The sequence below is a fragment of the Flavobacterium sp. MDT1-60 genome (assembly GCF_014844035.1).
GTDB lineage: Bacteria > Bacteroidota > Bacteroidia > Flavobacteriales > Flavobacteriaceae > Flavobacterium.
In genome coordinates this window covers 4608311-4633157 of the sequence record NZ_CP062159.1, presented here as the reverse complement: position 1 = coordinate 4633157, position 24847 = coordinate 4608311, and the positions used below count along the sequence as shown (strand labels likewise).

Genomic DNA, 24847 nt, shown 5'->3' with positions numbered 1-24847 from the left:
TAAGTGATGCAAATGCATTTTAATGGATTGTGGTAAAAGTTTTTTATTTCGAAAAACTTATATGACCTCCAGAGTTGTATACGTTGCTAAAAACCTCTCGCTTATAATTACTTATATGACTTATATGGTGGAAAAATCCCCGCACAGAAGCTATAAAATAACACATGTTATATTTTTTGTTCATAATAAAAGCTCAAAACGTTTCGTTATAGACGGTATAAAATGATACATTTGAATACTAAATATAATTACAATGCGTAAACTTTCCTGGTTCTTTTTACTCCAAATAATCCTCATTTCGACCACGGTTTCGGCACAAAAATCAGCTATATATACTTACGATTTAAAGGATTTTGACAAAGCACTGGCTTTATATAATGACAAACAATACGCTTCGGCACAACATATTTTTGAATATGTGAAAAATAATGCACAAACTGAAGAAGTAAAATCAGATTGCGCTTATTACATCGCCAATTGCGCCATCAGAACCAATCAGCCGAATGCGGATGCATTGATGGAAAAATTTGTGAGCGATTATCCAACAAGTACCAAACAAAATCAGGCTTATATTGAAGTTGCCCAATTTTTCTTTGAGCAAGCGAATTATCCAAAAGCGCTGCAATGGTTTGATAAAGTGGATGAAAGTTATATGAGCAAATCCGATTCGGATAAATTTAATTTTCAGAAAGGATATAGTTATTTCAATGCTAAAAAGAAAAAAGAAGCCACGACTTATTTTAACAAAGTGGTGAACTCTCCTGAATTTGGTTCTCAAGCCAAATATTACCTTGGTTTCATGGCTTATGAAGGTGACGATTATAAAGAAGCAACCAAATATTTTGATGAAGTTTCTGGCGAAGAAAAATACAAAGAAAAGCTTTCTTATTATCAGGCCGACATGAATTTCAAACTTGGTAATTTCCAAAAAGCAATTGATTTAGGCCAGAAAGCAATGGCGAAATCAAATGAATTAGAAAAATCAGAACTGAATAAAATTATCGGAGAAAGTTATTTCAATTTAAAACAATACGGCAAAGCGATTCCGTTTTTAGAGCAATATGCAGGTAAAAAAGGAAAATGGAACAATACCGATTTTTATCAATTAGGTTACGCTTATTATGAGCAGAAAGAATACGAAAAAGCAATTTCTCAATTCAATAAAATTATAGAAGGAAAAGATTTCGTAGCGCAAAATGCCTATTACCATTTAGGTTTAAGTTATTTGAATACAGGCAAAAAACAAGAAGCATTAAACGCTTTTAAAAATGCTTCTGAAATGGAATTTAATGCGCAGATTCAGGAAGATGCAGCATTAAATTATGCTAAGTTGAGTTATGAAATTGGAAACGCATATCAAACTGTTCCGGGAATTCTGCTTGATTTCTTAAAAAAATATCCAAACAATTCAAACAAAGCTGAAGTAGAAAAGTTATTGGTTGATTCATATATTTCTTCTAAAAACTACAAAGAAGCTTTGGTTTTATTAGAAAAAAAACAGATCGGCTGAAAATAAAGCGGCATATCAAAAAGTGCTTTTTTACAGAGGTTTGGAATTGTATAACGAATCTAATTATGCTGAAGCTGGAAAGATGTTTAAAAGTGCTGTTAGCGAACAGAAAACTCCTGAGTTTACAGCACGTGCGACTTTCTGGAAAGCGGAAACAGAATATCTTGCAGATGATTTTCAGAATGCCTTATTGAGTTACAAACAATTTGCCGGTCAGGCTGCCGCGAAATCGACAGAAGAGTATAAAAATGTTAATTATAATATTGGATATACGTATTTTAAATTGAAGGAATACGATCAGGCAGCAACTTCATTTCAGGCTCAAATTGATAGTGCTCCGGGAGATAAAGTTCGTTTGAACGATTCGTATTTGCGTTTGGGAGATTGCCGATTTGTAACTTCAAAATATAGTGCTGCCAATGAAGCATATGCCAAAGCAATTGCGGCAAAAGGAGTTGACGCTGATTATGCACAATTTCAAAAAGCAATTTCGTACGGTTTCATGTCGAAAAATGACAAAAAAGTTGACGAGTTGAATAACTTCCTTCAGATGTACAAAAAATCAGAATATCGCGATGACGCTTTGTATGAGTTAGGAAATACATATGTTGCTGAGAAAAAGAACGATCAGGCGATTAAAACTTATGATCAGCTGATTTCAGAGTATAAAAATGGTTCGTTTACTTCAAAATCTATTTTAAAACAAGGTTTGATTTATTACAATTCCGACCGAGACGAACAGGCTTTGGTAAAATTCAAAAAAGTGGCAGCAGAATTTCCAAAAACACCAGAAGCATTAGAAGCAGTTTCAACAGCCAGATTGATTTATGTTGATTCAGGAAAAGTGGATGAATACGCAACTTGGGTACGTACTTTAGATTTTGTTTCAGTTACAGATGCTGAACTGGATAATGACACTTACGATGCTGCTTTCAAACAATACAGCCAAAATAAAGGTAAACAGGCAATTACTGGTTTTACAGGTTATATAAGTAAATTTCCATCTGGATTACATGCACTTGAAGCTAATTTTTATTTGGCACAATTGCTTTATGCAGAAGGTTCAGAAGTTAAATCAGTTGCTAGTTATCAGTATGTAATCGATCAGCCAAGAAACGAATTTACAGAACAATCGTTAATGAAATTAGCGCAGATTTTCTTAAAAGCAAAAGATTGTGATAAATCGATTCCGATCCTGAAGCGCTTAGATGACGAAGCAGATTCTGCCCAAAACAAAAGTTTTGCACAGGCTAATTTGATGAAATGCTATTATGATAAAAAAGATTACGATAACTCCGTAATTTCTGCCGATAAAGTATTGCAGAATCCAAAAGCTGATGTGAATGTAAAAGCCGATGCCCAAATTATCGTAGCGCGTGCCGCAATCCAGACTGGAGATGAAGATAAAGCTAAAACAGCCTATGCGAAATTAGCATCAACTTCAAAAGGAGAATTAGCTGCCGAAGCTTTGTATTACGATGCTTATTTTAAAACGAAAGAAGGAAAATTTGATGCTTCGAATGTATCGGTCCAAAAACTGGCTAAGAATTATTCGGCTTACAAATATTACGGAGCGAAGAGTTTGGTTTTAATGGCAAAAAATTTCTACGGATTAAAAGACAGTTATCAGGCAACTTACATTTTAGACAACGTAATCAACAATTTTACGGATTTCCCGGATGTTGTTGAAGAAGCCAAAAAAGAATTAAGTGCGATTAAGTTAGAAGAGTCAAAAACGAATTCGTCTATCAGTAAATAAGAATTAAGAATAAGAATAGGAAGTAAAGAAAAAAGAAGCAAGAAGAAAGAAGCAAGAAATCTATTGTCTTGCATCTTGCATCTTTTCTCTAAAAAAAGAAAAAAAATGAGTTTACCTTTTTATATAGTTGATGTTTTTACCGATAAAAAATATGCCGGGAATCAATTGGCAGTTTTTTTAGATGCGGGAAATTTAAGTTCAGAAGAAATGCAAAAGATTGCCCGTGAAATTAATTTTGCGGAAAGTACTTTTATTACAAAGCTTGATGCTGAAAATAATACTGCCGAAATTAAAATTTTTACACCAGAGCAGGAAATGCAGTTTGCAGGTCATCCTATTATTGGAACTTCCTGGATTTTGATGAATAAAGTATTTGAGAATTCCCCTGAGAAAATAAAATTAAATGTTCCGATTGGACCAATTGCAATTCATAAAACAGAAGATTTGATTTGGTTAAAAGCAGCTCAGCCTAAGTTTTGGGATATTTTTTCGAAAGAAGATTTCTCAGTATTCAGTAATCTTAAAAAAGAAGATTTTGAAAATCAATTTCCAATTCAGGAAGTGAGTACCGGAAGTGCCTTTATAATGGTTGGATTAAGTAATAAAAGAGCATTGGAAAATTTGGTTTTGGATAAAGATAAAACGGACCAATGGCTGAAAAGGAATTGCAAAACAACGCACAGAGGTTTGTATTTCTATTATTTAGAAGATTCAAAATTGTTTAGCCGAATGTTATGTGTTGAAAATAATCAATTAGTGGAAGATGCCGCAACTGGAAGTGCAAGTACATGCCTACAGGCTTTTCTATTAAAATATCATAAACCTGAATTTGAAATGATCAATTATCAGGGAGATTATATTGGTCGTCCTTCGCAGATTTATTTTAAAGGAAAATTAGATGATAATCAATTTGATGTTCAGATTGGAGGAAAAGCGCAGTTTGTTGCAAAAGGAGAGTGGGAAGCTTAGATTTTAGAAAATAGAGTCAAGAGCAAAGAAGAAAGATATTAGAAAATTGAAATTAGATATTAGAAAATAGAATATAGAAAATAGAATATAGAAAATAGAGAATAGAATATAGATTGGAAAGCAAAGATTGGCAGTCTATTCTCTTTATTCTTTGTTCTTTTCTCTAAATATTCTCTGAAAAAATAAAGAAGTATGAAAATTAATTGCCAAAATAAAATTATCATTTTACTGCTGTTGTTTGTTTCTCAGCTTTCGTTTTCGCAAAAGAAAAATGAGAGTATCGGAACAGAAACTGTAAATGTGGTAAAACCGTATTCGCCAACCATTTCAGATGCTTTTAAAGTGAAAGAAACTCCTTCGCTTGATGATAGCGGAAATCAGCCGAAGGAAACTATTAAATACAGTATTTTGTCGGTTCCTGTTGCATCAACTTTTACGCCTTCAAAAGGAAATGCGGCGAGTGTTGATAAATCAAAAAAGGAAAGATTGTTTAGTAATTATGCGACTCTGGGAGTTGGGAATTATGGGACTTTGAATGCCGAATTATTCGTTACACAAGATTTAGGAAATAATGATTATGTAGCAGCAATGTTGCGCCATCATTCTTCGCAAGGCGGTATCAAAGATGTGAATTTAAATGATGAATTTTATGATACAGGTGTAAATGTAGGCTATGGCGTAAACAATCGTGATATGTCTTGGGGCTTAGATTTAGGATATCAAAATCAGGTATACAATTGGTACGGTTTACCAACCGATTTTGGAATGACTTTACCTCCGGAAACGCAGGAAGATTTAATTAGAGGAATTAATCCGAATCATTCGTATAATACTATTTCATTAGGGGGAAATGTAGAATTCAACGAAGGGATTTTTAGTAAAATTGATACACGATTTACGCATTTTTCAGATAGCTTCTCCTCTTCAGAAAATCGTTTTTATCTGAAACCTTCTTTCAAAGTAGATGTAATGGATCAATCGATCAACACAAATATTATTGTGGATCACGTAAGCGGATCTTTCGAAAATAATTATATACGAGATAATACAGAGCCATTAAAATACAGCTTGACCAATTTTGGCATTGAGCCAAGTTTTGTTGTTCTTGAAGACGATTGGACACTGGAATTAGGAGCGGGATTGTATTATGGACTGGATTCTGAAAACAGTGGAAATAAGTTCTATATTTATCCAAAAGTGAATGCTTCTTATAAACTGGTAGGTGATTTAATGATTTTCTATACAGGAGTAAACGGTAGTTTAAATCAGAATTCTTATGCTGATTTTGTGACCGAAAATCCGTTTTTATCTCCAACTCTAAATATGAGACCAACAAGCAATCAGTATAATGTTTTTGCTGGTTTAAAAGGAAAATTAGCGAATAATATTAATTATAATCTGACGGGTTCTTATCTGAATGAAAAAGACAAGGCTTTGTTTAAAAGCAATGATTATACAGAGAATTTTAACAACCAGAATTATGCTTTCGGTAACTCATTTGGAGTAGTTTATGATGACGTAAGGACCTTGCGTTTTTATGCAGAATTAAAAGCTGATTTTTCTCAAAATGTTTCTTTCGGAATCAACGGAACTTTCAATAGTTATAAAACAGATGGTTTAGAAGCCTGGAACTTACCTTCAATGAAATTAAGTTCAAATTTGGATGTAAATATTACCAAACAATGGTACGCTGGTTTAAATGTTTTCTTTGTAGGAGAACGTAAAGACATGCAAACCAATTTAGATGTTGCAACACTTGGTGTACCGATTACCTTAAAAAGTTATTTTGATGCGAATGCACATTTAGGATACAAATACAACGAGCGCTTGACTTTCTTCCTAAAACTAAATAATATTGGAAATCAGGCGTACGAAAGATGGCTGAATTACCCGGTTCAGGGATTCCAGGTTTTAGTGGGCGGAAATTATAAATTCGATTTCTAGCTTAACCGCAAGGTTCGCAAAGTTTTTACGCGAGGTTCGCTACGTCTTTTTTAGGATTTAGCGAACCTTGTTTTTTATAATTAGTGGAAATTTGTGTAATTCGTGGCTAACTTTTTTTTTGCGATCTTTGCGTAAAAACTTTGCGCCCCTTGCGGTTAGACCACACTATGGACTTCAAACAAAAAATACATTCTCATTATTTACAAATGGTTCAGGACCGAATAGATGTTTTTAGAGACATGATTTCGGCTTTGACTGAAGATTCTAAAAACGACGCCAAAGGTTCTGCCGGCGATAAGCACGAAACGGCTTTGTCAATGATGCATATCGAACAGGAAAAACTGACCAATAAACTAAAAGAAGCTATAACTCAAAAAGCGATTTTAGATAAAATTGACGCATCTAAAATAACAGAAAACATTATTTCAGGAAGTTTAGTAAAAGCGAATGAAATTCATTTGTATTTGAGTGTCGCGCTTCCTAAAATTACAATTGACGGAATTAATGTTATTGCACTTTCTCCACAATCTCCTTTGGGTTCACATTTAATGGGGAATAAAGTTGGGTTTCAATTTGAAATTAATAAAACACATTATACTATTGAAAGTGTTGAATAACCTAAATTATAGATTCTGAGAACTTTTTCAGAGCCAAATAACCACAAAGTATGTCATTTCGACGAAGGAGACTCAAACGATAGCGACTGGCGAAGCAAATCCCCACAAGTAATTCCGCAACGAGAATCAAATCTTTGTCGAGCTTCTCGCGAGGATTTCTCCTGCGTCGAAATGACAAGATTGAACTTAAAATAATTTAAAGCAAAGATTGTTTCTTCTCATTGAATATTTTTCAATGTTTCTTTAAGATATCAAAATATAGTTCAAAGATCTCTTGAAAACCTTGCGTTTTGCGCTTTATTTAGTCCCGAAATTGAAATTTTCAAGTTCGGAGCTTTTTTTTGTGTTAAAATTTTACATTTTATATGTAAAACATAAATTATGGTTTTAAATTGTAACTGAAATGAATATTTATGTTTTTCAATTATAACCAATACCGCATCTTTGCCTTATCAAAATAAAATTTACAATTTAAAATATATAATTATGTGCGGAATCGTATGTGCCTTTGATCTAAAACAAAAAGCCGAAACTTTAAGACCTCAAGTATTAGAAATGTCTAAAATCATTCGTCACCGTGGACCAGACTGGAGCGGGATTTACAGTAATGATAAAGCGATTCTTTCTCATGAGCGTTTAGCGATTGTTGATCCGGCTTCAGGAAAACAACCTTTATTTACAGAAGATAAAAAGTTGGTTTTGGCTGCAAATGGTGAAATATACAACCACAGAGAATTGCGTAAACAATTTGAAGGAAAATATAACTTTCAAACAGAAAGTGACTGCGAAGTTATTCTTGCTCTTTACAAAGAAAAAGGACCTCACTTTATTGATGAAATGAATGGAATCTTCGGATTTGCAATTTACGATGTTGAGAAAGACGAGTATTTTATTGCCCGTGACCATATGGGAATTATTCCATTATACATTGGTTGGGACCAGCATGGAACTTTTTATGTAGCTTCTGAATTAAAAGCTTTAGAAGGATATTGTACTAAAATTCAGTTGTTTCCTCCAGGACATTACATGACAAGCAAAGACGGAGAATTTGTACAATGGTACAAAAGAGACTGGGTAGATTATGACGCAGTAAAAGATAACGAAACAAGTATTCCTGAAATCAAAAAAGCACTTGAAGCTGCAGTTCACAGACAATTAATGAGTGACGTTCCTTACGGAGTATTACTTTCAGGAGGTTTAGATTCTTCTATTACTTCGGCTGTAGCCAAAAAATTTGCTCAAAAACGTATTGAATCTGATGATACTACTGATGCGTGGTACCCACAATTGCACTCTTTTTCAGTTGGACTTGACGGTTCTCCTGATTTAGCAGCTGCTCAAATTGTTGCAAAGTACATCGGAACAATTCACCACGAAATTAAATTTACAATCCAGGAAGGCTTAGATGCAGTTCGTGATGTAATTTACAACCTGGAGACTTATGATGTAACTACCGTTAGAGCTTCAACTCCAATGTGGTTAATGGCGAGAGTTATTAAATCAATGGGAATTAAAATGGTTCTTTCCGGTGAAGGTGCAGATGAGTTGTTTGGAGGATATTTATACTTCCATAAAGCACCAAACGCAAGAGAATTCCACGAAGAAAACGTTCGTAAATTAGGAAAATTGCATATGTACGATTGTTTGCGTGCCAACAAAAGTTTGGCAGCCTGGGGAATTGAAGGCCGTGTTCCTTTCTTGGATAAAGAATTTATGGATGTTGCGATGCGCATCAATCCACAAGATAAAATGATCAACAAAGAACACCCGATGGAAAAATGGGTAGTTCGTAAAGCTTTTGAAGATATGTTACCGGAAAGTGTAGCATGGAGACAAAAAGAACAATTTTCTGATGGAGTAGGGTACAGCTGGATTGATACTTTGAAAGAAGTGGTAGCTAAAGAAGTTTCAGACGAACAATTGGCAAATGCAAGATATAAGTTCCCGTTACAAACGCCAACTTCTAAAGAAGAATATTACTACCGTTCAATTTTCGCTGAACATTTCCCGAGTGATGCCGCAGCTTTATGTGTGCCTCAGGAAGCAAGTGTTGCTTGTAGTACAAAAATCGCTTTGGAATGGGATGAAGCATTCAAAAACATGAATGATCCTTCTGGTAGAGCAGTGGCAAGTGTGCACGATGATGCTTATGAGAAAGCATAAAAAAATGAATTTTTGAATTTAGTATATATTAAGCAAAGACGTTCTCTATTTTAGAGGACGTTTTTCGTCTTTTAAATTGTTAAATTCATAATTTCAACGACTTATGATTTTTTTTTCGATAATATTTAACTTTCTTTTTATATTTGATGTTTTGTTTAAAGGCAGTTTAAATCTACAAGATTAAGAAAGAATTCAAGAAAATACAGGAATATATTTAGTTTTGCTCAAATGTGAAATTAAAATCAATTTTAAAGTTAATTCGCTTCATGAGGGAAGTGAAAAAAATAATAATAAAAAATAGAATAGTATGTCTGGATTATTGGCAGTTATTGGTAAAGGAAAAGACCCGAAACTTGTAAAAGAACTTTCTAAAAGAATGTCCCATCGTGGTCCTGATGAGAATGATTTGCATATTATGGAGAATGGAAGTATTATTTGTCATGAAAGTTTATCAATTGTTGACTTACAGACAGGTAAACAGCCTATTCAGGGGTCAAATAAAGCCTGGATGGTTCATGATGGCGAGATTTATAACTATCAGGAATTAAAAAATACCGTTTTAAAAGAGCATGTATTCAGAACAAAATCTGATTCAGAAGTTATTGTGCATTTGTACGAAGAATTTGGATATAATTTCTGTAATATGCTTGATGGAGATTTTGCTTTTGTGGTTATTGATGGTGATGACTACATTGCCGGAAGAGACCCAATTGGGGTAAAACCTTTGTATTATGGATTGGACGAAAGAGGAAGAATTTATTTTTCTTCAGAAATGAAATCAATTTCAGATCAGTGTAAATCATTTTCAACTTTTCCTCCGGGGCATTATTATACGGCTAAGACAGGTTTCGTTAAATATTATCGTCCTGATTATGAAGACCACAAAAAAGCTGTAGAAAGCCTGGATTTAGATTTGATTCGTGAGACTTTAGTCGAAGCTACCCGTAAACGTTTAATGAGCGAAGCTCCCCTTGGGGTTTTGTTATCAGGTGGATTAGATTCGTCTTTAACATCGTCTATTGCAGCTCGATTATATGCTGAGAACGGAAAAAAACTACAGTCGTTTTCTATTGGATTAAATGCTGATGCGCCTGATAATATTGCGGCCAGAAAAGCAGCAGAATTTTTAGGAACTGATCATCATGAAATACATTTTAGTGTAGCAGAAGGTGTTGAAATCATAGAAAAAGTAATTTATCATATTGAGACCTATGATATTATTTCTGTAAGAGCCGGAGTTCCGATGTATTTGTTGTCAAAAGCAATAAGTGAAAAAGGAATAAAAGTAATTCTTTCAGGAGAAGGTGCCGATGAGATTTTTGGTGGACATTTGTATTTTAGAAACGCTCCATCATCAGAAGAATTTCAGGATGAAACCATTGAAAGAGTTCAGAAGTTGTTTACTGCCGATTTATTGCGTGCCGATAAAACGACAATGGCAACAGGTTTAGAAGCGAGAATTCCGTTTTTAGATACAGCTTTTCTGGATGTGGCAATCCGAATTAAAACGGAAGAAAAACAGCCAAAAACGTATGATGATATTGAAAAATATATTTTAAGGAAAGCATTTGATACGCCCGAAGATCCATATTTACCGGGAGAAATTTTATGGAGACAAAAAGAGCAATTTTCAGACGGAGTGGGTTATAACTGGGTTGATGAATTAATCAAATATTGTGCTGAACAGGTTTCAGATGAACAATTGGCCGGAGCTGCTGCAGAATTTCCATATAATTCACCAACAACAAAAGAAGCTTATTTTTACAGATCAATATTTCATAAATATTATCCACAAGTTAGTGCTGCTCAAACAGTACGCAAATGGATTCCTAAATGGCAAGACAATCAGGATCCGAGTGGCAGAGCTAATTCAGCTCACGTAAATGCAGGTAAGGAGATTTCGAAATCTGGAGTTGTTGTTTAAAAATTCCAAAAAAGAAATTTAAATTCCAATTTTTGAAATTGACAAATAATATGAATCTGAAACTACATTATAAATGCTAGTTTCAGATTTTTTTATGGTCTGTTTGGAATTTGGAATTTTAAAAAATTAAGATTTAATTTTTATGTAAATTGCTAAAACTTAGTTAATTTCAGATTATCGTATTTAAGAAAAATACTATATTTGATTACCAAGAACAATTAATTCTAATAATCAAATACAATCTATGAGAAACCTATTACTAAGTGGAATTTTGTACTGCTCATTTATTTCGTTGAGTTCAGTTTATGCACAAAAAGCGGAGACACCCAAATACATTACTAATGTAGAAGGTGTTAAAGAATATTCTTTAAATAACGGATTAAAAGTTCTTTTGATTCCAGATGCTTCTCAAAGTAATATGGTAGTCAATATTGTTTACAGTGTAGGTTCCAGAAACGAGGGTTATGGAGAAAAAGGTATGGCGCATTTATTAGAGCATATGCTTTTTAAAAGTACCAAGAATTTGGGTGATATTAAAAAAATGCTTTCTGATAAGGGAGGAGCTGCCAACGGAACCACTTGGTTAGACAGGACTAATTACTACGAAATTTTTCCTTCAAACGATGAAAATTTAAAATGGAGTATTGAAATGGAAGCCGATCGAATGATTAATGCAACTATTTTACAAACAGATCTTGATAAGGAATTCTCAGTAGTAAGAAATGAATTCGAAATAGGTGAAAATAATCCGGATGGTGTTTTGCAGGAAAGAATTCTTTCTACAGCTTATTTATGGCACAATTACGGAAACAGTACGATTGGAAGTAAAGAAGATATTGAACGAGTAAAAGTGAATAGGCTTAGGGTTTTTTATGAGAAATACTATCAGCCGGATAATGCAACTTTAGTTATTGCCGGTAAATTTGACGAACAAAAAGCATTGCAGTATATCGGACAATATTTGGGGTCTATTCCAAGACCAAAAAGGGTTTTAGATAAAACTTATACAATAGAACCGGCACAAGACGGAGAGAAATTTGTTGAGCTTAAAAGAGCTGGTGACAGCAAAAATGTAGGGGCATTATACCATACTGTTCCTTATGCTGATAATGATTTTGCTGCAATTGATGCTTTGGGTGAAATTTTGACTTCTGATCCATCAGGTTATTTATATAAAGCGCTGGTTGAAACTCAAAAAGTATCAAGCTTATATGTTTGGCAACCAAATGTTCGAGATGCAAGTTTTATGTATTTTGGAGTTGCTGTTCCTAATGATAAAGATATTAAAGTAACACAAGGAATTGTTAGGACAGAATTAGATAAAATAACAACTACTAAATATACGGATCAGGATGTAAGCAGGGCTAAAGCAAAGATTATCAAGCAAATTGAAGGCGTTAAGAATAATACTATTTCTTTTGCAATTAATCTAACGGAAATTATTGGTGCGGGAGATTTTAGACTCGGATATTTGTATAGAGATGCTGTTGAAAAATTAACAAAAGAAGACATCCAAAGAGTTGCAGAGAAATATTTTAGAAGTAATAACAGAACAATTGGAGTTTTTATCCCATCAAAAGAGGAGCAGCGACTAAAACCTGTGGAATATACAGATGAGCAAGTAGTTGCTTTGACTAAAGAGTATAAAGGAAAAGCTTTAGAGAAAGAGGCAGCTGCATTTGAAGCTTCTATAAAAAATTTAAAACAAAATTTTGTTGAAGGAAAATTGAGCAATGGTGCGAAATATGGCTTGATTAAAAAAGAAATAAAAGGCGGTAAAGTTCAGGCTAATTTTAAATTTCCGGTGAGTAATGAAAAAGAATTAGCAGGTAAAACAGATACTGGCGGTATTCTTGCGCAATTATTGAAAACAGGAACTAAAACCAGAACAAAAGAACAAATTCAGGATCGATTGGATCAATTAAAGTCTAGTATTTATTTTAATTTTTCAGGACAAACTTTATCAATTAACATCAGTACTTATAAAGAAAGTTTTAAAGAAGTCATGGAAATTTTAAATGACTTGCTTGTTAATTCCACTTTTCCGCAAAATGAACTGACAAAAACGATTACGGAATATAATACTTATTTGGAGTCTAATCTTAATGATCCTCAAACCGTTGCTTTTACGGAACTTACCAGACAGACTACGAAATATGATAAAACGAGTATTTTTTACACGCCAACAATTCAGGAGCAAATAGATGCTTTTAAAAAGATTAAACAAACGGAAATAGTTGATTTTTATCAAAATATTTTAGGAGGAAATAATGGCATTGGAAGTGTTGTAGGGGATTTAGAAGGTAAATCGACAGTACAGATTTTAGAAAACACTTTTGGAAAATGGAATTCTAAATCAAAGTATGAATTGGCTAAACCTACTTATTTTGAAACAAAAGTATTAGATAAGGATTATATAACTCCGGATAAAGAAAATGCTGTAGCAATTGGTAGAATTGGTTTTAAAATGACAAGAACCAGCCCGGATTATCCGGCATTTGTGATGGCTAATGAAATATTAGGGAGTGGTGGTTTTTTAAGTGCAAGAATTCCGATGAGATTAAGAGAAAAAGAGGGAATTAGTTATGGTGCGGGTTCATTTATTGATGTGCCTATTACAAGTGATGTTGCGTCATGGTCATACTATGCTTTTTTAAATCCGACTAAAAAGAATGCAGTTGAAACTGCTACAAAAGAAGAAATTACAAAAGCACTAAAAGATGGTTTTACAGCAGAAGAACTAAAATCAAATTTGGTAAGCTGGCAGAATGAAAGAAAAACAAGATTAGGTAGCGATGATACTTTAATGAACTTAGTTAACACTTATCTGCAATACGGAGTTCCGTTAGAAGATTATGATGATTTAGAAAATAAAGTTAAAGCATTGAAAGTGGAAGAAGTTAATACTGTTTTGAAAAAATATTTAAGTTTAGATAAAATGACTTCTGTTTATGCAGGAGATTTTAATAAAAAATCATAAAAAGGAAACCCCAATTTTTAAATTCCAAATTCCAATTTAGCGTTTGAAATTGTAAAAATAAAAACTTCAAAAACCGAAATGACATTACGATGTTTATTTCGGTTTTTTTGCATAATCAAGTTTTGGAATTTGGAATTTTAAAAAATTGGAATTTAAAATCGATTGTTCCTTTTTTAATTGACTTTTTTTGATAATATGTTAATAACTTAAGTGCTTTAAATGGGAATTTAACGGATATATAATTTGCGTTTTTATATATTTGCGTGTTAGACAATAAATACATTTTTTAGAATAAATTATATGAGCGAAGAAATCAAGAAGAACAATTATTCAGCAGATAGTATTCAGGCATTAGAAGGAATGGAGCACGTAAGAATGCGTCCATCGATGTATATAGGAGATGTGGGGGTTCGAGGGCTACATCATTTGGTTTATGAGGTTGTTGATAACTCTATTGATGAGGCGATGGGAGGACATTGTGATACCATTGGTGTTGCAATTAACGAAGACGGTTCGGTAACAGTTGAAGATAACGGTCGTGGTATTCCAGTTGATTTACATAAAAAAGAGGGAGTTTCTGCACTTGAGGTTGTAATGACTAAAATTGGTGCCGGAGGTAAATTCGATAAAGATTCTTATAAAGTTTCCGGAGGTTTGCACGGTGTTGGAGTTTCAGTTGTAAATGCACTTTCTGTTCATATGAAATCTACCGTTTTTAGAGATGGTAAAATTTATGAACAAGAATACGAAAGAGGAAAATCATTATATCCGGTAAAACAAATCGGAGAAACAGATAAAAGAGGTACACGTCAGACTTTTTATCCTGACAATACCATCTTTACTCAAACTACGGAATTTTCATATGATACTTTATCTGCTCGTATGCGTGAGCTTTCTTATTTAAATAAGGGAATCACAATTACATTTACGGATAAAAGAGAAGTAGATGAGAAAGGGGAGTTTAAAGTTGAAGTTTTTCATTCTGATGAAGGTCTAAAAGAATACATTCGTTATTTAGATGGTAACCGTGAGCCAATTATTTCTCACGTAATTAGCATGGATAATGAAAAAGGTGAAATTCCGGTTGAAGTTGCCTTGATTTATAATACAAGTTATACAGAGAATATTTTCTCTTACGTAAATAACATTAACACTCACGAAGGAGGAACGCATTTGCAAGGTTTTAGAAGTGGTTTGACAAGAACCCTTAAAAAATACGCCGATGCTTCCGGAATGTTAGATAAATTGAAATTCGAAATCGCGGGAGATGACTTCCGTGAAGGATTAACAGCTATTATTTCGGTAAAAGTTGCGGAGCCACAATTCGAAGGTCAGACAAAAACAAAACTTGGAAACAGAGAAGTAGTTTCTCCGGTTTCTCAGGCTGTTGGAGAAATGTTAGAGAATTATTTGGAAGAAAATCCAAATGATGCTCGTATCATTATCCAGAAAGTAATTTTGGCTGCTCAGGCCCGTCACGCTGCTAAAAAAGCACGTGAAATGGTACAACGTAAAACCGTTATGGGTGGTGGTGGATTACCAGGAAAATTATCAGATTGTTCTGAGCAGGATCCGGCAAGATGTGAGGTTTACCTTGTCGAGGGAGATTCGGCTGGTGGAACAGCAAAACAAGGTCGTGATCGTAACTTTCAGGCGATTTTGCCATTGCGTGGTAAGATTTTGAATGTGGAGAAAGCGATGCATCATAAAGTATTCGAAAATGAAGAGATTCGTAATATATTTACTGCTTTAGGGGTTACCATTGGTACTGCAGAAGATAGTAAAGCACTAAATCTTGAAAAACTAAGATATCATAAGGTAATCATCATGTGTGATGCCGATGTCGATGGTAGTCACATTTCTACCTTAATATTAACGTTCTTCTTCCGTTTCATGAAAGAATTGATCGAAGAAGGTCACGTTTACATCGCAGCGCCACCTTTATATTTAGTTAAAAAAGGAAATAAAAAAGAGTATGCATGGAATGATGTTCAACGTGATCAGGCGAATGAAAGAATGGGTGGAAGTGCAGCAATCCAACGTTATAAAGGTCTTGGAGAGATGAACGCGGAGCAATTATGGGAAACTACAATGGATCCGGGCTTCAGAACTTTACGTCAGGTAACTATTGATAGTTTGGCTGAAGCCGACAGAGTTTTCTCAATGTTAATGGGAGACGAGGTGCCACCACGTAGAGAATTCATTGAGAAAAATGCTGTTTACGCAAATATCGATGCATAATAAAAAAGTTTAACCTTCAATTCGTTTAATTGTTTAAATTTACTTAAACGATTAAACGAATTGTCGTTTATAAAATAAATTAATAACCGATAAAGTATAAAATATGAAAGTTACCATTGTAGGAGCAGGAAATGTTGGAGCTACATGTGCAGATGTTATTTCTTATAGAGGAATTGCAAGCGAAGTAGTGTTGTTGGATATTAAAGAAGGTTTTGCCGAAGGGAAAGCGTTGGATATTATGCAATGTGCCACAAATACAGGTTTTAATACCAAAGTATCTGGGGTAACCAATGATTATTCTAAAACTGCCGGAAGTGATGTAGTTGTTATTACATCTGGAATTCCAAGAAAGCCAGGAATGACACGCGAAGAATTAATAGGTATTAATGCAGGAATTGTAAAAACAGTTGCTGAGAATGTATTAAAGCATTCGCCAGATACTATTATTGTTGTTGTTTCGAACCCAATGGATACGATGACGTATTTAGCGTTGAAATCTACCGGATTACCAAAAAACAGAATTATTGGTATGGGCGGTGCTTTAGATAGTTCCCGTTTCAGAACTTATTTGTCTTTGGCTTTAGATAAACCTGCAAATGATATTTCAGCAATGGTAATTGGAGGTCATGGTGATACTACTATGATTCCTTTGACACGTTTAGCGTCTTATAATGGAATTCCAGTAACAGAATTTCTTTCAGAAGAAGCGTTGCAAAAAGTTGCTGCTGATACAATGGTAGGAGGAGCAACACTTACAGGTCTTTTAGGAACATCGGCATGGTACGCACCAGGAGCTTCTGTAGCTTATTTGGTTGATAGTATATTGAATGATCAAAAGAAAATGATTGCCTGTTCTGTTTTTGTTGAAGGAGAATACGGACAAAATGATATTTGTATAGGTGTACCTTGTATAATAGGTAAAAATGGAGTAGAAGAAATTCTGGACATTCAATTAAACGATAATGAAAAGGCTTTGTTTGCTAAAAGTGCAGATGCAGTTAGAGGCATGAATGATGCCCTAAAATCGATTTTAGTATAAAGAATTTGGTAAAAAAAGGAAAAGGCTGCACTTTTGCAGTCTTTTTTTTGAGATTAATTAATAAATAAATTGGTTAATCTTTTCGAGAATTATATATTTGCTCGGTTTAAAAAAAATGCTGTAATTCGTGATCTGGTTTTTTAGTTTTAAAAAATGATGCCAGGGCTTATTTTATGGGACTTTAAAACAAAAACAAACAATAAAACATAATTAATTTTTAGTAATAATGCAGAATAAAGGACTTATTAAATTTTTCGCAATTCTATTTGCATTGGTAAGTATTTACCAACTTTCGTTCACTTTTGTGGCAAACAGCGTCAAAAGTGAAGCTAAAGCTTTTGCAGGAGACAATCCTGATAAAGAGCTAAAATATTTAGATTCTATTGGTAAAGTAGATGTGCTAAATCTTGGTTTTACAAATTTTACTTATAATGAAGTAAAAAACAAACAATTAAATAAAGGTCTTGACTTAGAAGGAGGAATCAACGTTATTCTTCAAATCTCTGTTAAGGATGTATTGAAAGGATTGTCAAACAATTCTAAAAACCCGGTATTTAATAAATCATTAGCTGATGCGACTGCAAATTTAGAAGGAAACAAAACCTATTTAAATAAGTTTTTTGAAGCTTTTGAAGCGAACTCAAACGGAACTACAAAATTAGCTTCACCAGATATTTTTGCAAACAGAAGTTTACAAGGAGAAGGTGGAATTGATTTTCAAATGACTGATGCGCAAGCTCAAAAAGTTATTAAAAGAAAAGTTGATGAGTCTATTGAAAGTGCTTACAAAGTATTAAGAGAGCGTATTGACAAATTTGGTGTAACACAACCAAACATTCAAAAATTAGGAGAAACCGGAAGAATCTTAGTTGAGCTTCCTGGTGCTAAGGATGTTGACAGAATTAAAAAATTATTAGGTGGAAAAGCTCAGTTAGAGTTTTGGGAAACTTATAAAATTGAAGAAATTGGAAACTTCTTAGTTGCTACTAACGAAGCTTTGAAAAAGACTGAAGTAAAGAAAACAGAAACTAAAACTGTTGCTAAAGATTCATTGAATGCTTTATTAACTGATGCTAAAGATTCTGTTGATGTTAAAAAAGGAAACAACCCATTATTTGACAAAATGTTAGGTCAGGGTGGTGGACCAGTTTTAGCTTACTTTGCTCCAAAAGATACTGCTACGATCAATGCTTATTTTAAAAGACCAGAAATTAGAGTTTTATTGGCTGCTGACCAACACAATGCAAAATTTGTGTGGAGTAAACCAACTACTTTAAAAGATGCTAAAGGAAAAGAAGTTGAAGCAGTTGAATTATATGCTTTAAAAGGAAACAGAGATAACGTACCTGCTATGAGCGGAGGTGTTGTTACTGATGCAAAAGATACTTTTGACCAATTAGGAAAACCAGCTGTTTCTATGCAAATGAATAGCCAGGGTGCTAAAGTTTGGGAAGAATTGACAGGTAGAGCTTTTGCTCAAAAAAGTTATATTGCAATTGTTTTAGATAACATTGTGTATTCTGCTCCTGGTGTTACTAGTGGTCCAATCGCTGGAGGAAGATCTGAAATTACAGGTTCTTTTGATGTGGCTGAAACTAAAGATTTAGCAAACGTATTGAATGCAGGTAAATTACCGGCTTCTGCAGATATTATCCAATCAACTGTTGTTGGACCATCTTTAGGTCAGGCTGCAATTGATGCTGGTACAATTTCATCTGTATTAGGATTTTTATTAGTTTGTTTATGGATGGTATTCTATTATGGTAAAGCGGGTTGGTATGCTAACCTTGCCTTATTATTAAACTTACTATTCTTGTTCGGAATTATGGCAAGTTTTGGTTTTGTATTAACATTGCCAGGTATTGCAGGTATCGTATTAACATTAGGTACTGCGGTAGATGCTAACATTATTATATTTGAAAGAGCAAAAGAAGAATTGCGTGAAGGTAAATCATTGTCTGAGGCTGTTGTTGCTTCTTATGGATGGCACGGTGCAATGCGTTCTATTATTGATGCGAACGTAACGCACGTTTTAACTGGAGCAATCTTGTTTATTTTTGGAACAGGACCAATTAAAGGTTTTGCTTTAACATTATTAATTGGTATCGTAACTTCATTGTTTACTTCAATTTTTATTGCAAGAATTTTCATTGACAGAAATATTGCCGGAAAAGGTGATTTAACTTTCTCTACAAATATTACTAAAAACTGGTTTACTAATTTCCACTTTGACTTTATTAAGATTAAAAAATTCACTTATATCTTCTCTTCAATTGTAGTTGTAGTAAGTTTAGTTTCTATCTTCTTCGTTAACGGATTAGACGAAGGTGTTGATTTTGTTGGAGGAAGAACTTTTCAGGTGAAATTTGAAAAATCAGTAGATGCTACTGCTATTTCAGATGAATTATCTGCTGCTTTTGGAACTCCGGTTGAGGCTAAAATTTTAGGTGATGATGATCAGTTGAAAATCACAACTAAATATAAAATTAAAGAAGATGGAGTTGCTGTTGATGAAGAAGTGAACAAAAAATTATATGATGCATTGGCGAAATATTTCCCTAATGTTTCTTATGATAAATTTACTAATACTTTTGATGGTAAAAGAGTTGGAGTTTTACAATCTTCTAAAGTTGGAGCTTCTATCTCTGAAGATATCAAAACAAACTCTTACTGGGCAGTTCTTGGTGCAATGGCAGTTATTTTCTTATACTTAATGATCTCTTTCCGTAAATGGCAATATTCATTAGGTGCGATTGCAGCTGTTGCGCATGACGTAATCTTTGTATTAGGAATTTACTCTTTATGTTATAAATTCATGCCTTTCCACATGGAAATGGATCAGCACTTTATTGCTGCGATTCTTACTGTTATTGGTTACTCTATGAATGATACTGTAATTGTATTTGACAGAATTAGAGAGTTTATCCTTGGAAACCGTAAAGGTAGTTTTGAAGATATTGTAAATGCATCTATTAATACTACATTATCAAGAACATTAAATACTTCATTAATGATGATTATCGTATTATTAACGATGTTTATCTTTGGTGGTGAATCAATCAGAGGATTTATCTTCGCCATGTTAGTAGGTATTGTTGTAGGTACTTATTCTTCATTATTTATCGCAACTCCGGTATTGGTTGATACGATTTCAAGTGATGATAAACATACAATCGAAGACAAGCATAATAAAGCATAAGTAACTGCTAGTTGATATATAGAAAAAGATCCAGTGAAAACTGGATCTTTTTTTGTGCTAATTTTAAGATTTAGTTTAAATGCATTTGAAAACAGTGTTTGTTTTTAGTGTTTGTTTTTATTTTAGAAAAATTGTTAATCTTTTAAAATTTAGCTAGTTATACTGTGTTTGGTGTTGCAGTAGAATTTATAAGTGGTTTTTAACAGTGCTATATTTCTTTTGAAAAATAGACTTCTAATCTAGCCTCGATGGGAGCGGTATCTCCCGATTAACAAAAACTACGGCTAAAGAACCTTGTTTTTCTTAATCGGGAATATAGCGGATAGAGGGACTAAACGTTCTGTTGAAAAAGCTAACCTTCTGCTCCTGAAAATAAAGATTAGAAGAATGAACTTAAAGAAATTAAAGGTGTTGCAAGTTGTAAATGAATTTATCTATTTACTATTAAGGCAAAAAAAAATCGCCCAATACATTTAATATTGGGCGATTTTGTATGTTGTAATTACGTTTTAAGATGTTGCTAATGGGTTTCTTTGTGCTCTAATGATAAAGAAAAGACCGATAATGATAAAAGGTATGCTTAGCCATTGTCCGGTGGAGAAATAGCCTAATTCTTCTTCAATTCCGCCTTGACTTTCTTTTACGAACTCGACAATGAAACGTACAACAAATAAAAGCACTAGAAATAATCCAAATAAGAATCCCGATTTAAGTCTTGCATTTGTTTTCCAGTATAAAAAGAATAAAATGGCAAATACAAAAATATAGCAGAATCCCTCATACAATTGAGTTGGGTGCTTTGCAGGAACCTGGGCTAATAATTCAGCGAATTTTGGATCGTGCGCAATTGCATTATAAGCTTCTTTTGGATCTGCGATTTGAGTTGCGTTAACAGCTTCAGCTTTACTAAATTTGTCGTGTAAAAAACGAATTCCGAATGCAGAAGTTGTTTCGTGTCCAATGATTTCAGAATTGAAAAAATTACCTAACCTAACGAATATTGCACCACTTGCAACCGGAATAACAACACGATCTAAAATCCATAACAATGGACGCTTTAAGATCTTTTTGCTATAATAGTACATAGCGACAATAATTGCAATTGCTGCACCATGACTTGCTAAACCTTGGAAACCTGTGAATTCGAATTTTGGCTCAAATCTAAATGGTAAAAAGATTTCAAGTAAATGATTTCTAAAATACTCCCAATCATAAAATAAAACATGTCCTAAACGAGCGCCTATTAAAGTAGCTAAAACGGTCCAAACAAATAAAGAATCAAGTTTGTCAATTGATTCATTTTCGCGTTCGAAGATCTTTTTCATTAGGTACCATCCTAAACCAAAAGCAATTACGAACATTAAACTGTAGTAGCGAATCATAAAAAATCCTAAATTGATTCCTTCTGAAGGGTTCCAAACGAGGTTTAAGGCGTGTGTCATATAGTATTGTATTTTTTTATTGATTGTAAAAATAAATATTTAAAGCAGAGTAAGTCTTTATTAAAAGTTAATGTTTATGCGAACATTTCTTTTCAGGAACGGGATCGTAGCCTGTTCTTCCCCAAGGGTGACAACTCAAAATACGTTTCATTCCTAAGTAACCGCCATAAAATAATCCATGTTTTTGCAGTGCTTCAATCATGTAACTTGAACATGTTGGCTCGAAACGACAAGACGCTGGTGTAAATGGCGAAATGGCATTTTGATAAAAGCGTACTAATAAAACAAATGGAGTGATTACTTTCATGATTTATTAGAAATGAATGGATTATATTGAAAAGCTTGTACCTTCTTTTCCGTCTTTCAATTGTATGCCTAAACCGATCAATTGATCACGAATTTGGTCAGAAAGTGCAAAGTTTTTATCAGCTCTTGCTTGATTTCTCATTGCAATAAGCATGTTTACAACACCTTCTAATTTATCGTTATTACTGTCAGCAGCTTTGTCATCGCTTAAACCTAAAACGTCAAAAACAAAAGCATTAATTGCAGTTGTAAATGTTTTTAAATCTTCGGCAGAAATGGTTTCTTTTCCTTCTTTCAATAAATTGATATAACGAACGGCTTCAAATAATTGCGCAATTAAAATTGGCGTATTGAAATCGTCGTTCATGGCGTCGTAGCACAATTGTTTCCACGATGAGATATCAATAGAACTTGTTGCGCTTGCTGTAATTCCTGATAAAGAGTCAACAGCTTCCATTAATCTTTTATATCCTTTTTCTGCAGCTACAATCGCATCATCAGAAAAATCCAAGATACTTCTGTAATGTGCCTGTAACATAAAAAATCGTGTTACAGAAGCAGAGAAAGCTTTGCTTAAAATGGTATTGTCTCCGCTTAAAATCTCCCCTGGTAAAATATTATTACCAGTTGATTTTGCCATTTTTTTCCCGTTTAAAGTTAGCATGTTGGCGTGCATCCAGTAATTTACCGGAGACTGACCTGTACAAGCTTCGTTTTGGGCGATTTCGCATTCGTGATGAGGGAATTTTAAATCCATTCCGCCACCATGAATATCAAAGTGATTACCAAGATATTTGGTGCTCATTGCAGTACATTCCAAATGCCATCCCGGGAAACCATCACTCCAGGGTGAAGGCCATCTCATAATATGTTCCGGTTCTGCTTTTTTCCAAAGGGCAAAATCCTGCGGATTTCTTTTGTCTGACTGACCATCAAGATCACGGGTATTGGCTAGCATATCTTCGATATTTCGACCGCTTAAAACTCCGTAATTGTTGGTTTCGTTATATTTTACGACATCAAAATATACAGATCCGTTGGCTTCATAACCAATTCCGGTATCGATAATTTTTTTGATGATTTCGATTTGTTCAATTATATGACCAGTTGCTGTTGGCTCTATACTTGGCGGCAGAAAATTGAATGACTTTAAAATATCATGAAAATCTACGGTATAGCGCTGTACAACTTCCATTGGTTCAAGTTGCTCTAAACGTGCTTTTTTTGCGATTTTATCTTCACCTTCATCAACATCGTCTACAATATGACCAACATCCGTAATATTACGTACATAACGAACTTTATAATCAAGATGTAAAAAATACCTGAATATGACGTCAAACGACATAAAAGTTCTCACATTTCCTAAGTGTACATTACTATAAACTGTAGGTCCGCAAACATACATTCCAACATTTCCTTCATGAATTGGGTTGAAATTTTCTTTTTCACCTGACAGTGAATTGTATATTTTTAGAGGCTGTGTAGTATATAAAGGCATATTTTCTATTACTGTTTAATCGTTGATTTGTTTAACCGTTGATTGTTTTTAGTTTATTGTTTATTGTTTTGCTCGGAATGTTATTTGAATTTGAGTCCTTTGATTTCACAATTGTTTAAGTAATTCATCATGGCTCCAATTTTGTTTTTTTCTAATTCCACGATTTCATTTAACTTTAAATGTTGTTCTTCGGAAATCAATTTTTTATCAAACGCTCTATATGATTGTGATTTTACTTCTCCTGCTGAACCTTTTGCGATGCTTAGAAATTGAATAAATTCCCTATTGCCATTTCGTTCAAAACCTTCAGCAATATTATCCATTATTGATCCTGAACTTCTATCAATTTGATCTTTCAAAGAATAGTTTGTTTTTAAATTTGTGTTTTGTATGAGGAATTCAATCTGTTGGCAGATTGTTCTCGCCATTCTCCAAATTTCGAGATCTTCAAATTTTTGTATTTTCGCCATAGGAACAACAAACTATCAACAACAAACAATAAACTTTTTTAAAATTGTGTGTCTAATTTAATGTAATCCAAAAATTCTCTTTTTGTTTGAGGATCTTTAAATTTTCCACCAAATTCAGAAGTTACTGTACTGCTTTCGATATCTTTAATTCCTCTTGAGTTTACGCAAAGGTGTTTGGCGTCAATAACGCAGGCGACATCTTCAGTTCCTAAAGCTTTTTGTAATTCCTGAACAATTTGCATTGTCAGACGCTCCTGAACCTGAGGTCTTTTTGCATAATATTCTACAATTCTGTTCATTTTTGATAAACCGATAACTCTTCCGCTGGAAATATAAGCTACATGGGCTCTACCAATAATTGGCAGTAAATGGTGTTCGCAGGTAGAATAAACAGTGATATTTTTCTCGACTAACATTTCACCGTATTTGTAATTATTGTCAAAAGTAGAAGCTTTTGGTTGTTTTGAAGGGTTTAAGCCACCAAAAATCTCCTTTACAAACATTTTTGCTACTCTGTTTGGAGTACCTTTTATGCTGTCATCTGTCAAATCCATTCCAAGAGTTTGTAGAATGTTTTCGACATCTTTTTTTATTCTTTCTATTTTTTCATCATCTGTTAAGTCAAAAGCATCCTGTCTTACAGGGTTTTTCGCGTTGCTGCTAAAATGATTGTCTCCTATTTCGTCTAAAAAATCTTCGTTATTTGTCATTAAAAACTACTATTATAATGGGTATATCTTTTTAAGGCGGTAAAGATAATTAATAAAAAGGAAACCTTTTCTA

The 24847-nt window shown here is 33.6% G+C and carries 14 protein-coding genes and 1 pseudogene; 10 read left to right on the top strand and 5 right to left on the bottom strand.

Going from position 1 to position 24847, the window contains the following annotated elements; translation table 11 throughout:
• Nucleotides 1-253 precede the first annotated feature (253 nt).
• From IHE43_RS19515 to secDF, 10 genes and pseudogenes are all read left to right on the top strand, one after another.
• Nucleotides 254-3269 (top strand): annotated as a pseudogene (locus IHE43_RS19515) (tetratricopeptide repeat protein).
• Nucleotides 3270-3374: 105 nt separating this feature from the next.
• Nucleotides 3375-4238, top strand: a complete 864-nt coding sequence (locus IHE43_RS19510; RefSeq protein ID WP_192185455.1) for a PhzF family phenazine biosynthesis protein — start codon at nucleotides 3375-3377, stop codon at nucleotides 4236-4238.
• Nucleotides 4239-4430: 192 nt separating this feature from the next.
• Nucleotides 4431-6182, top strand: a complete 1752-nt coding sequence (locus tag IHE43_RS19505; protein WP_192185454.1) for a TonB-dependent receptor — start codon at nucleotides 4431-4433, stop codon at nucleotides 6180-6182.
• Between the two features lie 167 nt (nucleotides 6183-6349).
• Nucleotides 6350-6799: a hypothetical protein gene (locus IHE43_RS19500; RefSeq protein WP_192185453.1), complete on the top strand. Its 450-nt coding sequence runs from the start codon at nucleotides 6350-6352 to the stop codon at nucleotides 6797-6799.
• Between the two features lie 486 nt (nucleotides 6800-7285).
• Nucleotides 7286-8962: an asparagine synthase B gene (asnB, locus tag IHE43_RS19495; RefSeq protein ID WP_192185452.1), complete on the top strand. Its 1677-nt coding sequence runs from the start codon at nucleotides 7286-7288 to the stop codon at nucleotides 8960-8962.
• 307 nt (nucleotides 8963-9269) lie between these two features.
• The gene (asnB, locus tag IHE43_RS19490; RefSeq protein ID WP_192185451.1) at nucleotides 9270-10886 is read left to right on the top strand and encodes an asparagine synthase B; all 1617 of its coding nucleotides are present in this window, start codon (nucleotides 9270-9272) and stop codon (nucleotides 10884-10886) included.
• Nucleotides 10887-11130: 244 nt separating this feature from the next.
• Nucleotides 11131-13866: a pitrilysin family protein gene (locus IHE43_RS19485; RefSeq protein WP_192185450.1), complete on the top strand. Its 2736-nt coding sequence runs from the start codon at nucleotides 11131-11133 to the stop codon at nucleotides 13864-13866.
• A gap of 300 nt (nucleotides 13867-14166) precedes the next feature.
• The gene (gene gyrB / locus IHE43_RS19480; RefSeq protein WP_192185449.1) at nucleotides 14167-16107 is read left to right on the top strand and encodes a DNA topoisomerase (ATP-hydrolyzing) subunit B; all 1941 of its coding nucleotides are present in this window, start codon (nucleotides 14167-14169) and stop codon (nucleotides 16105-16107) included.
• A gap of 103 nt (nucleotides 16108-16210) precedes the next feature.
• Nucleotides 16211-17146 (top strand): malate dehydrogenase, encoded by a 936-nt coding sequence (gene mdh, locus IHE43_RS19475; RefSeq protein WP_192185448.1) that lies wholly within the window; start codon nucleotides 16211-16213, stop codon nucleotides 17144-17146.
• A gap of 226 nt (nucleotides 17147-17372) precedes the next feature.
• A complete protein-coding gene (secDF, locus tag IHE43_RS19470) occupies nucleotides 17373-20345 on the top strand; it encodes a protein translocase subunit SecDF (RefSeq protein ID WP_192185447.1) in 2973 nt (990 codons plus the stop codon).
• A gap of 509 nt (nucleotides 20346-20854) precedes the next feature.
• Here secDF and lgt read toward each other — a convergent pair.
• The 5 genes from lgt to folE form a co-directional block, all read right to left on the bottom strand.
• Complete coding sequence (gene lgt, locus IHE43_RS19465) at nucleotides 20855-21787, bottom strand: prolipoprotein diacylglyceryl transferase (protein ID WP_192185446.1); 933 nt, start codon at nucleotides 21785-21787, stop codon at nucleotides 20855-20857.
• Nucleotides 21788-21854: 67 nt separating this feature from the next.
• Nucleotides 21855-22094 carry a membrane protein insertion efficiency factor YidD gene (gene yidD, locus IHE43_RS19460; protein ID WP_056186540.1) on the bottom strand — a complete coding sequence of 80 codons (240 nt, stop codon included), beginning with the start codon at nucleotides 22092-22094 and terminating at the stop codon, nucleotides 21855-21857.
• Nucleotides 22095-22115: 21 nt separating this feature from the next.
• Nucleotides 22116-23594: a cysteine--tRNA ligase gene (gene cysS / locus IHE43_RS19455; protein ID WP_192185445.1), complete on the bottom strand. Its 1479-nt coding sequence runs from the start codon at nucleotides 23592-23594 to the stop codon at nucleotides 22116-22118.
• An 80-nt stretch (nucleotides 23595-23674) separates the two neighbouring features.
• Nucleotides 23675-24064, bottom strand: coding sequence for a four helix bundle protein (locus IHE43_RS19450; RefSeq protein ID WP_192185444.1), 390 nt, complete (start codon nucleotides 24062-24064; stop codon nucleotides 23675-23677).
• Nucleotides 24065-24102: 38 nt separating this feature from the next.
• On the bottom strand, nucleotides 24103-24774 hold the full coding sequence (gene folE, locus IHE43_RS19445; protein WP_192185443.1) for a GTP cyclohydrolase I FolE: 672 nt from the start codon (nucleotides 24772-24774) through the stop codon (nucleotides 24103-24105).
• Nucleotides 24775-24847 lie beyond the last annotated feature (73 nt).

Bases quoted from the DNA above. Each gene is read 5' to 3' on its own strand.
- IHE43_RS19510 (WP_192185455.1), top strand. From the start codon at position 3,375: ATGAGTTTACCTTTTTATATAGTTGATGTTTTTACCGATAAAAAATAT.
- IHE43_RS19505 (WP_192185454.1), top strand. From the start codon at position 4,431: ATGAAAATTAATTGCCAAAATAAAATTATCATTTTACTGCTGTTGTTT.
- IHE43_RS19500 (WP_192185453.1), top strand. From the start codon at position 6,350: ATGGACTTCAAACAAAAAATACATTCTCATTATTTACAAATGGTTCAG.
- asnB (WP_192185452.1), top strand. From the start codon at position 7,286: ATGTGCGGAATCGTATGTGCCTTTGATCTAAAACAAAAAGCCGAAACT.
- asnB (WP_192185451.1), top strand. From the start codon at position 9,270: ATGTCTGGATTATTGGCAGTTATTGGTAAAGGAAAAGACCCGAAACTT.
- IHE43_RS19485 (WP_192185450.1), top strand. From the start codon at position 11,131: ATGAGAAACCTATTACTAAGTGGAATTTTGTACTGCTCATTTATTTCG.
- gyrB (WP_192185449.1), top strand. From the start codon at position 14,167: ATGAGCGAAGAAATCAAGAAGAACAATTATTCAGCAGATAGTATTCAG.
- mdh (WP_192185448.1), top strand. From the start codon at position 16,211: ATGAAAGTTACCATTGTAGGAGCAGGAAATGTTGGAGCTACATGTGCA.
- secDF (WP_192185447.1), top strand. From the start codon at position 17,373: ATGCAGAATAAAGGACTTATTAAATTTTTCGCAATTCTATTTGCATTG.
- lgt (WP_192185446.1), bottom strand. From the start codon at position 21,787: ATGACACACGCCTTAAACCTCGTTTGGAACCCTTCAGAAGGAATCAAT.
- yidD (WP_056186540.1), bottom strand. From the start codon at position 22,094: ATGAAAGTAATCACTCCATTTGTTTTATTAGTACGCTTTTATCAAAAT.
- cysS (WP_192185445.1), bottom strand. From the start codon at position 23,594: ATGCCTTTATATACTACACAGCCTCTAAAAATATACAATTCACTGTCA.
- IHE43_RS19450 (WP_192185444.1), bottom strand. From the start codon at position 24,064: ATGGCGAAAATACAAAAATTTGAAGATCTCGAAATTTGGAGAATGGCG.
- folE (WP_192185443.1), bottom strand. From the start codon at position 24,774: ATGACAAATAACGAAGATTTTTTAGACGAAATAGGAGACAATCATTTT.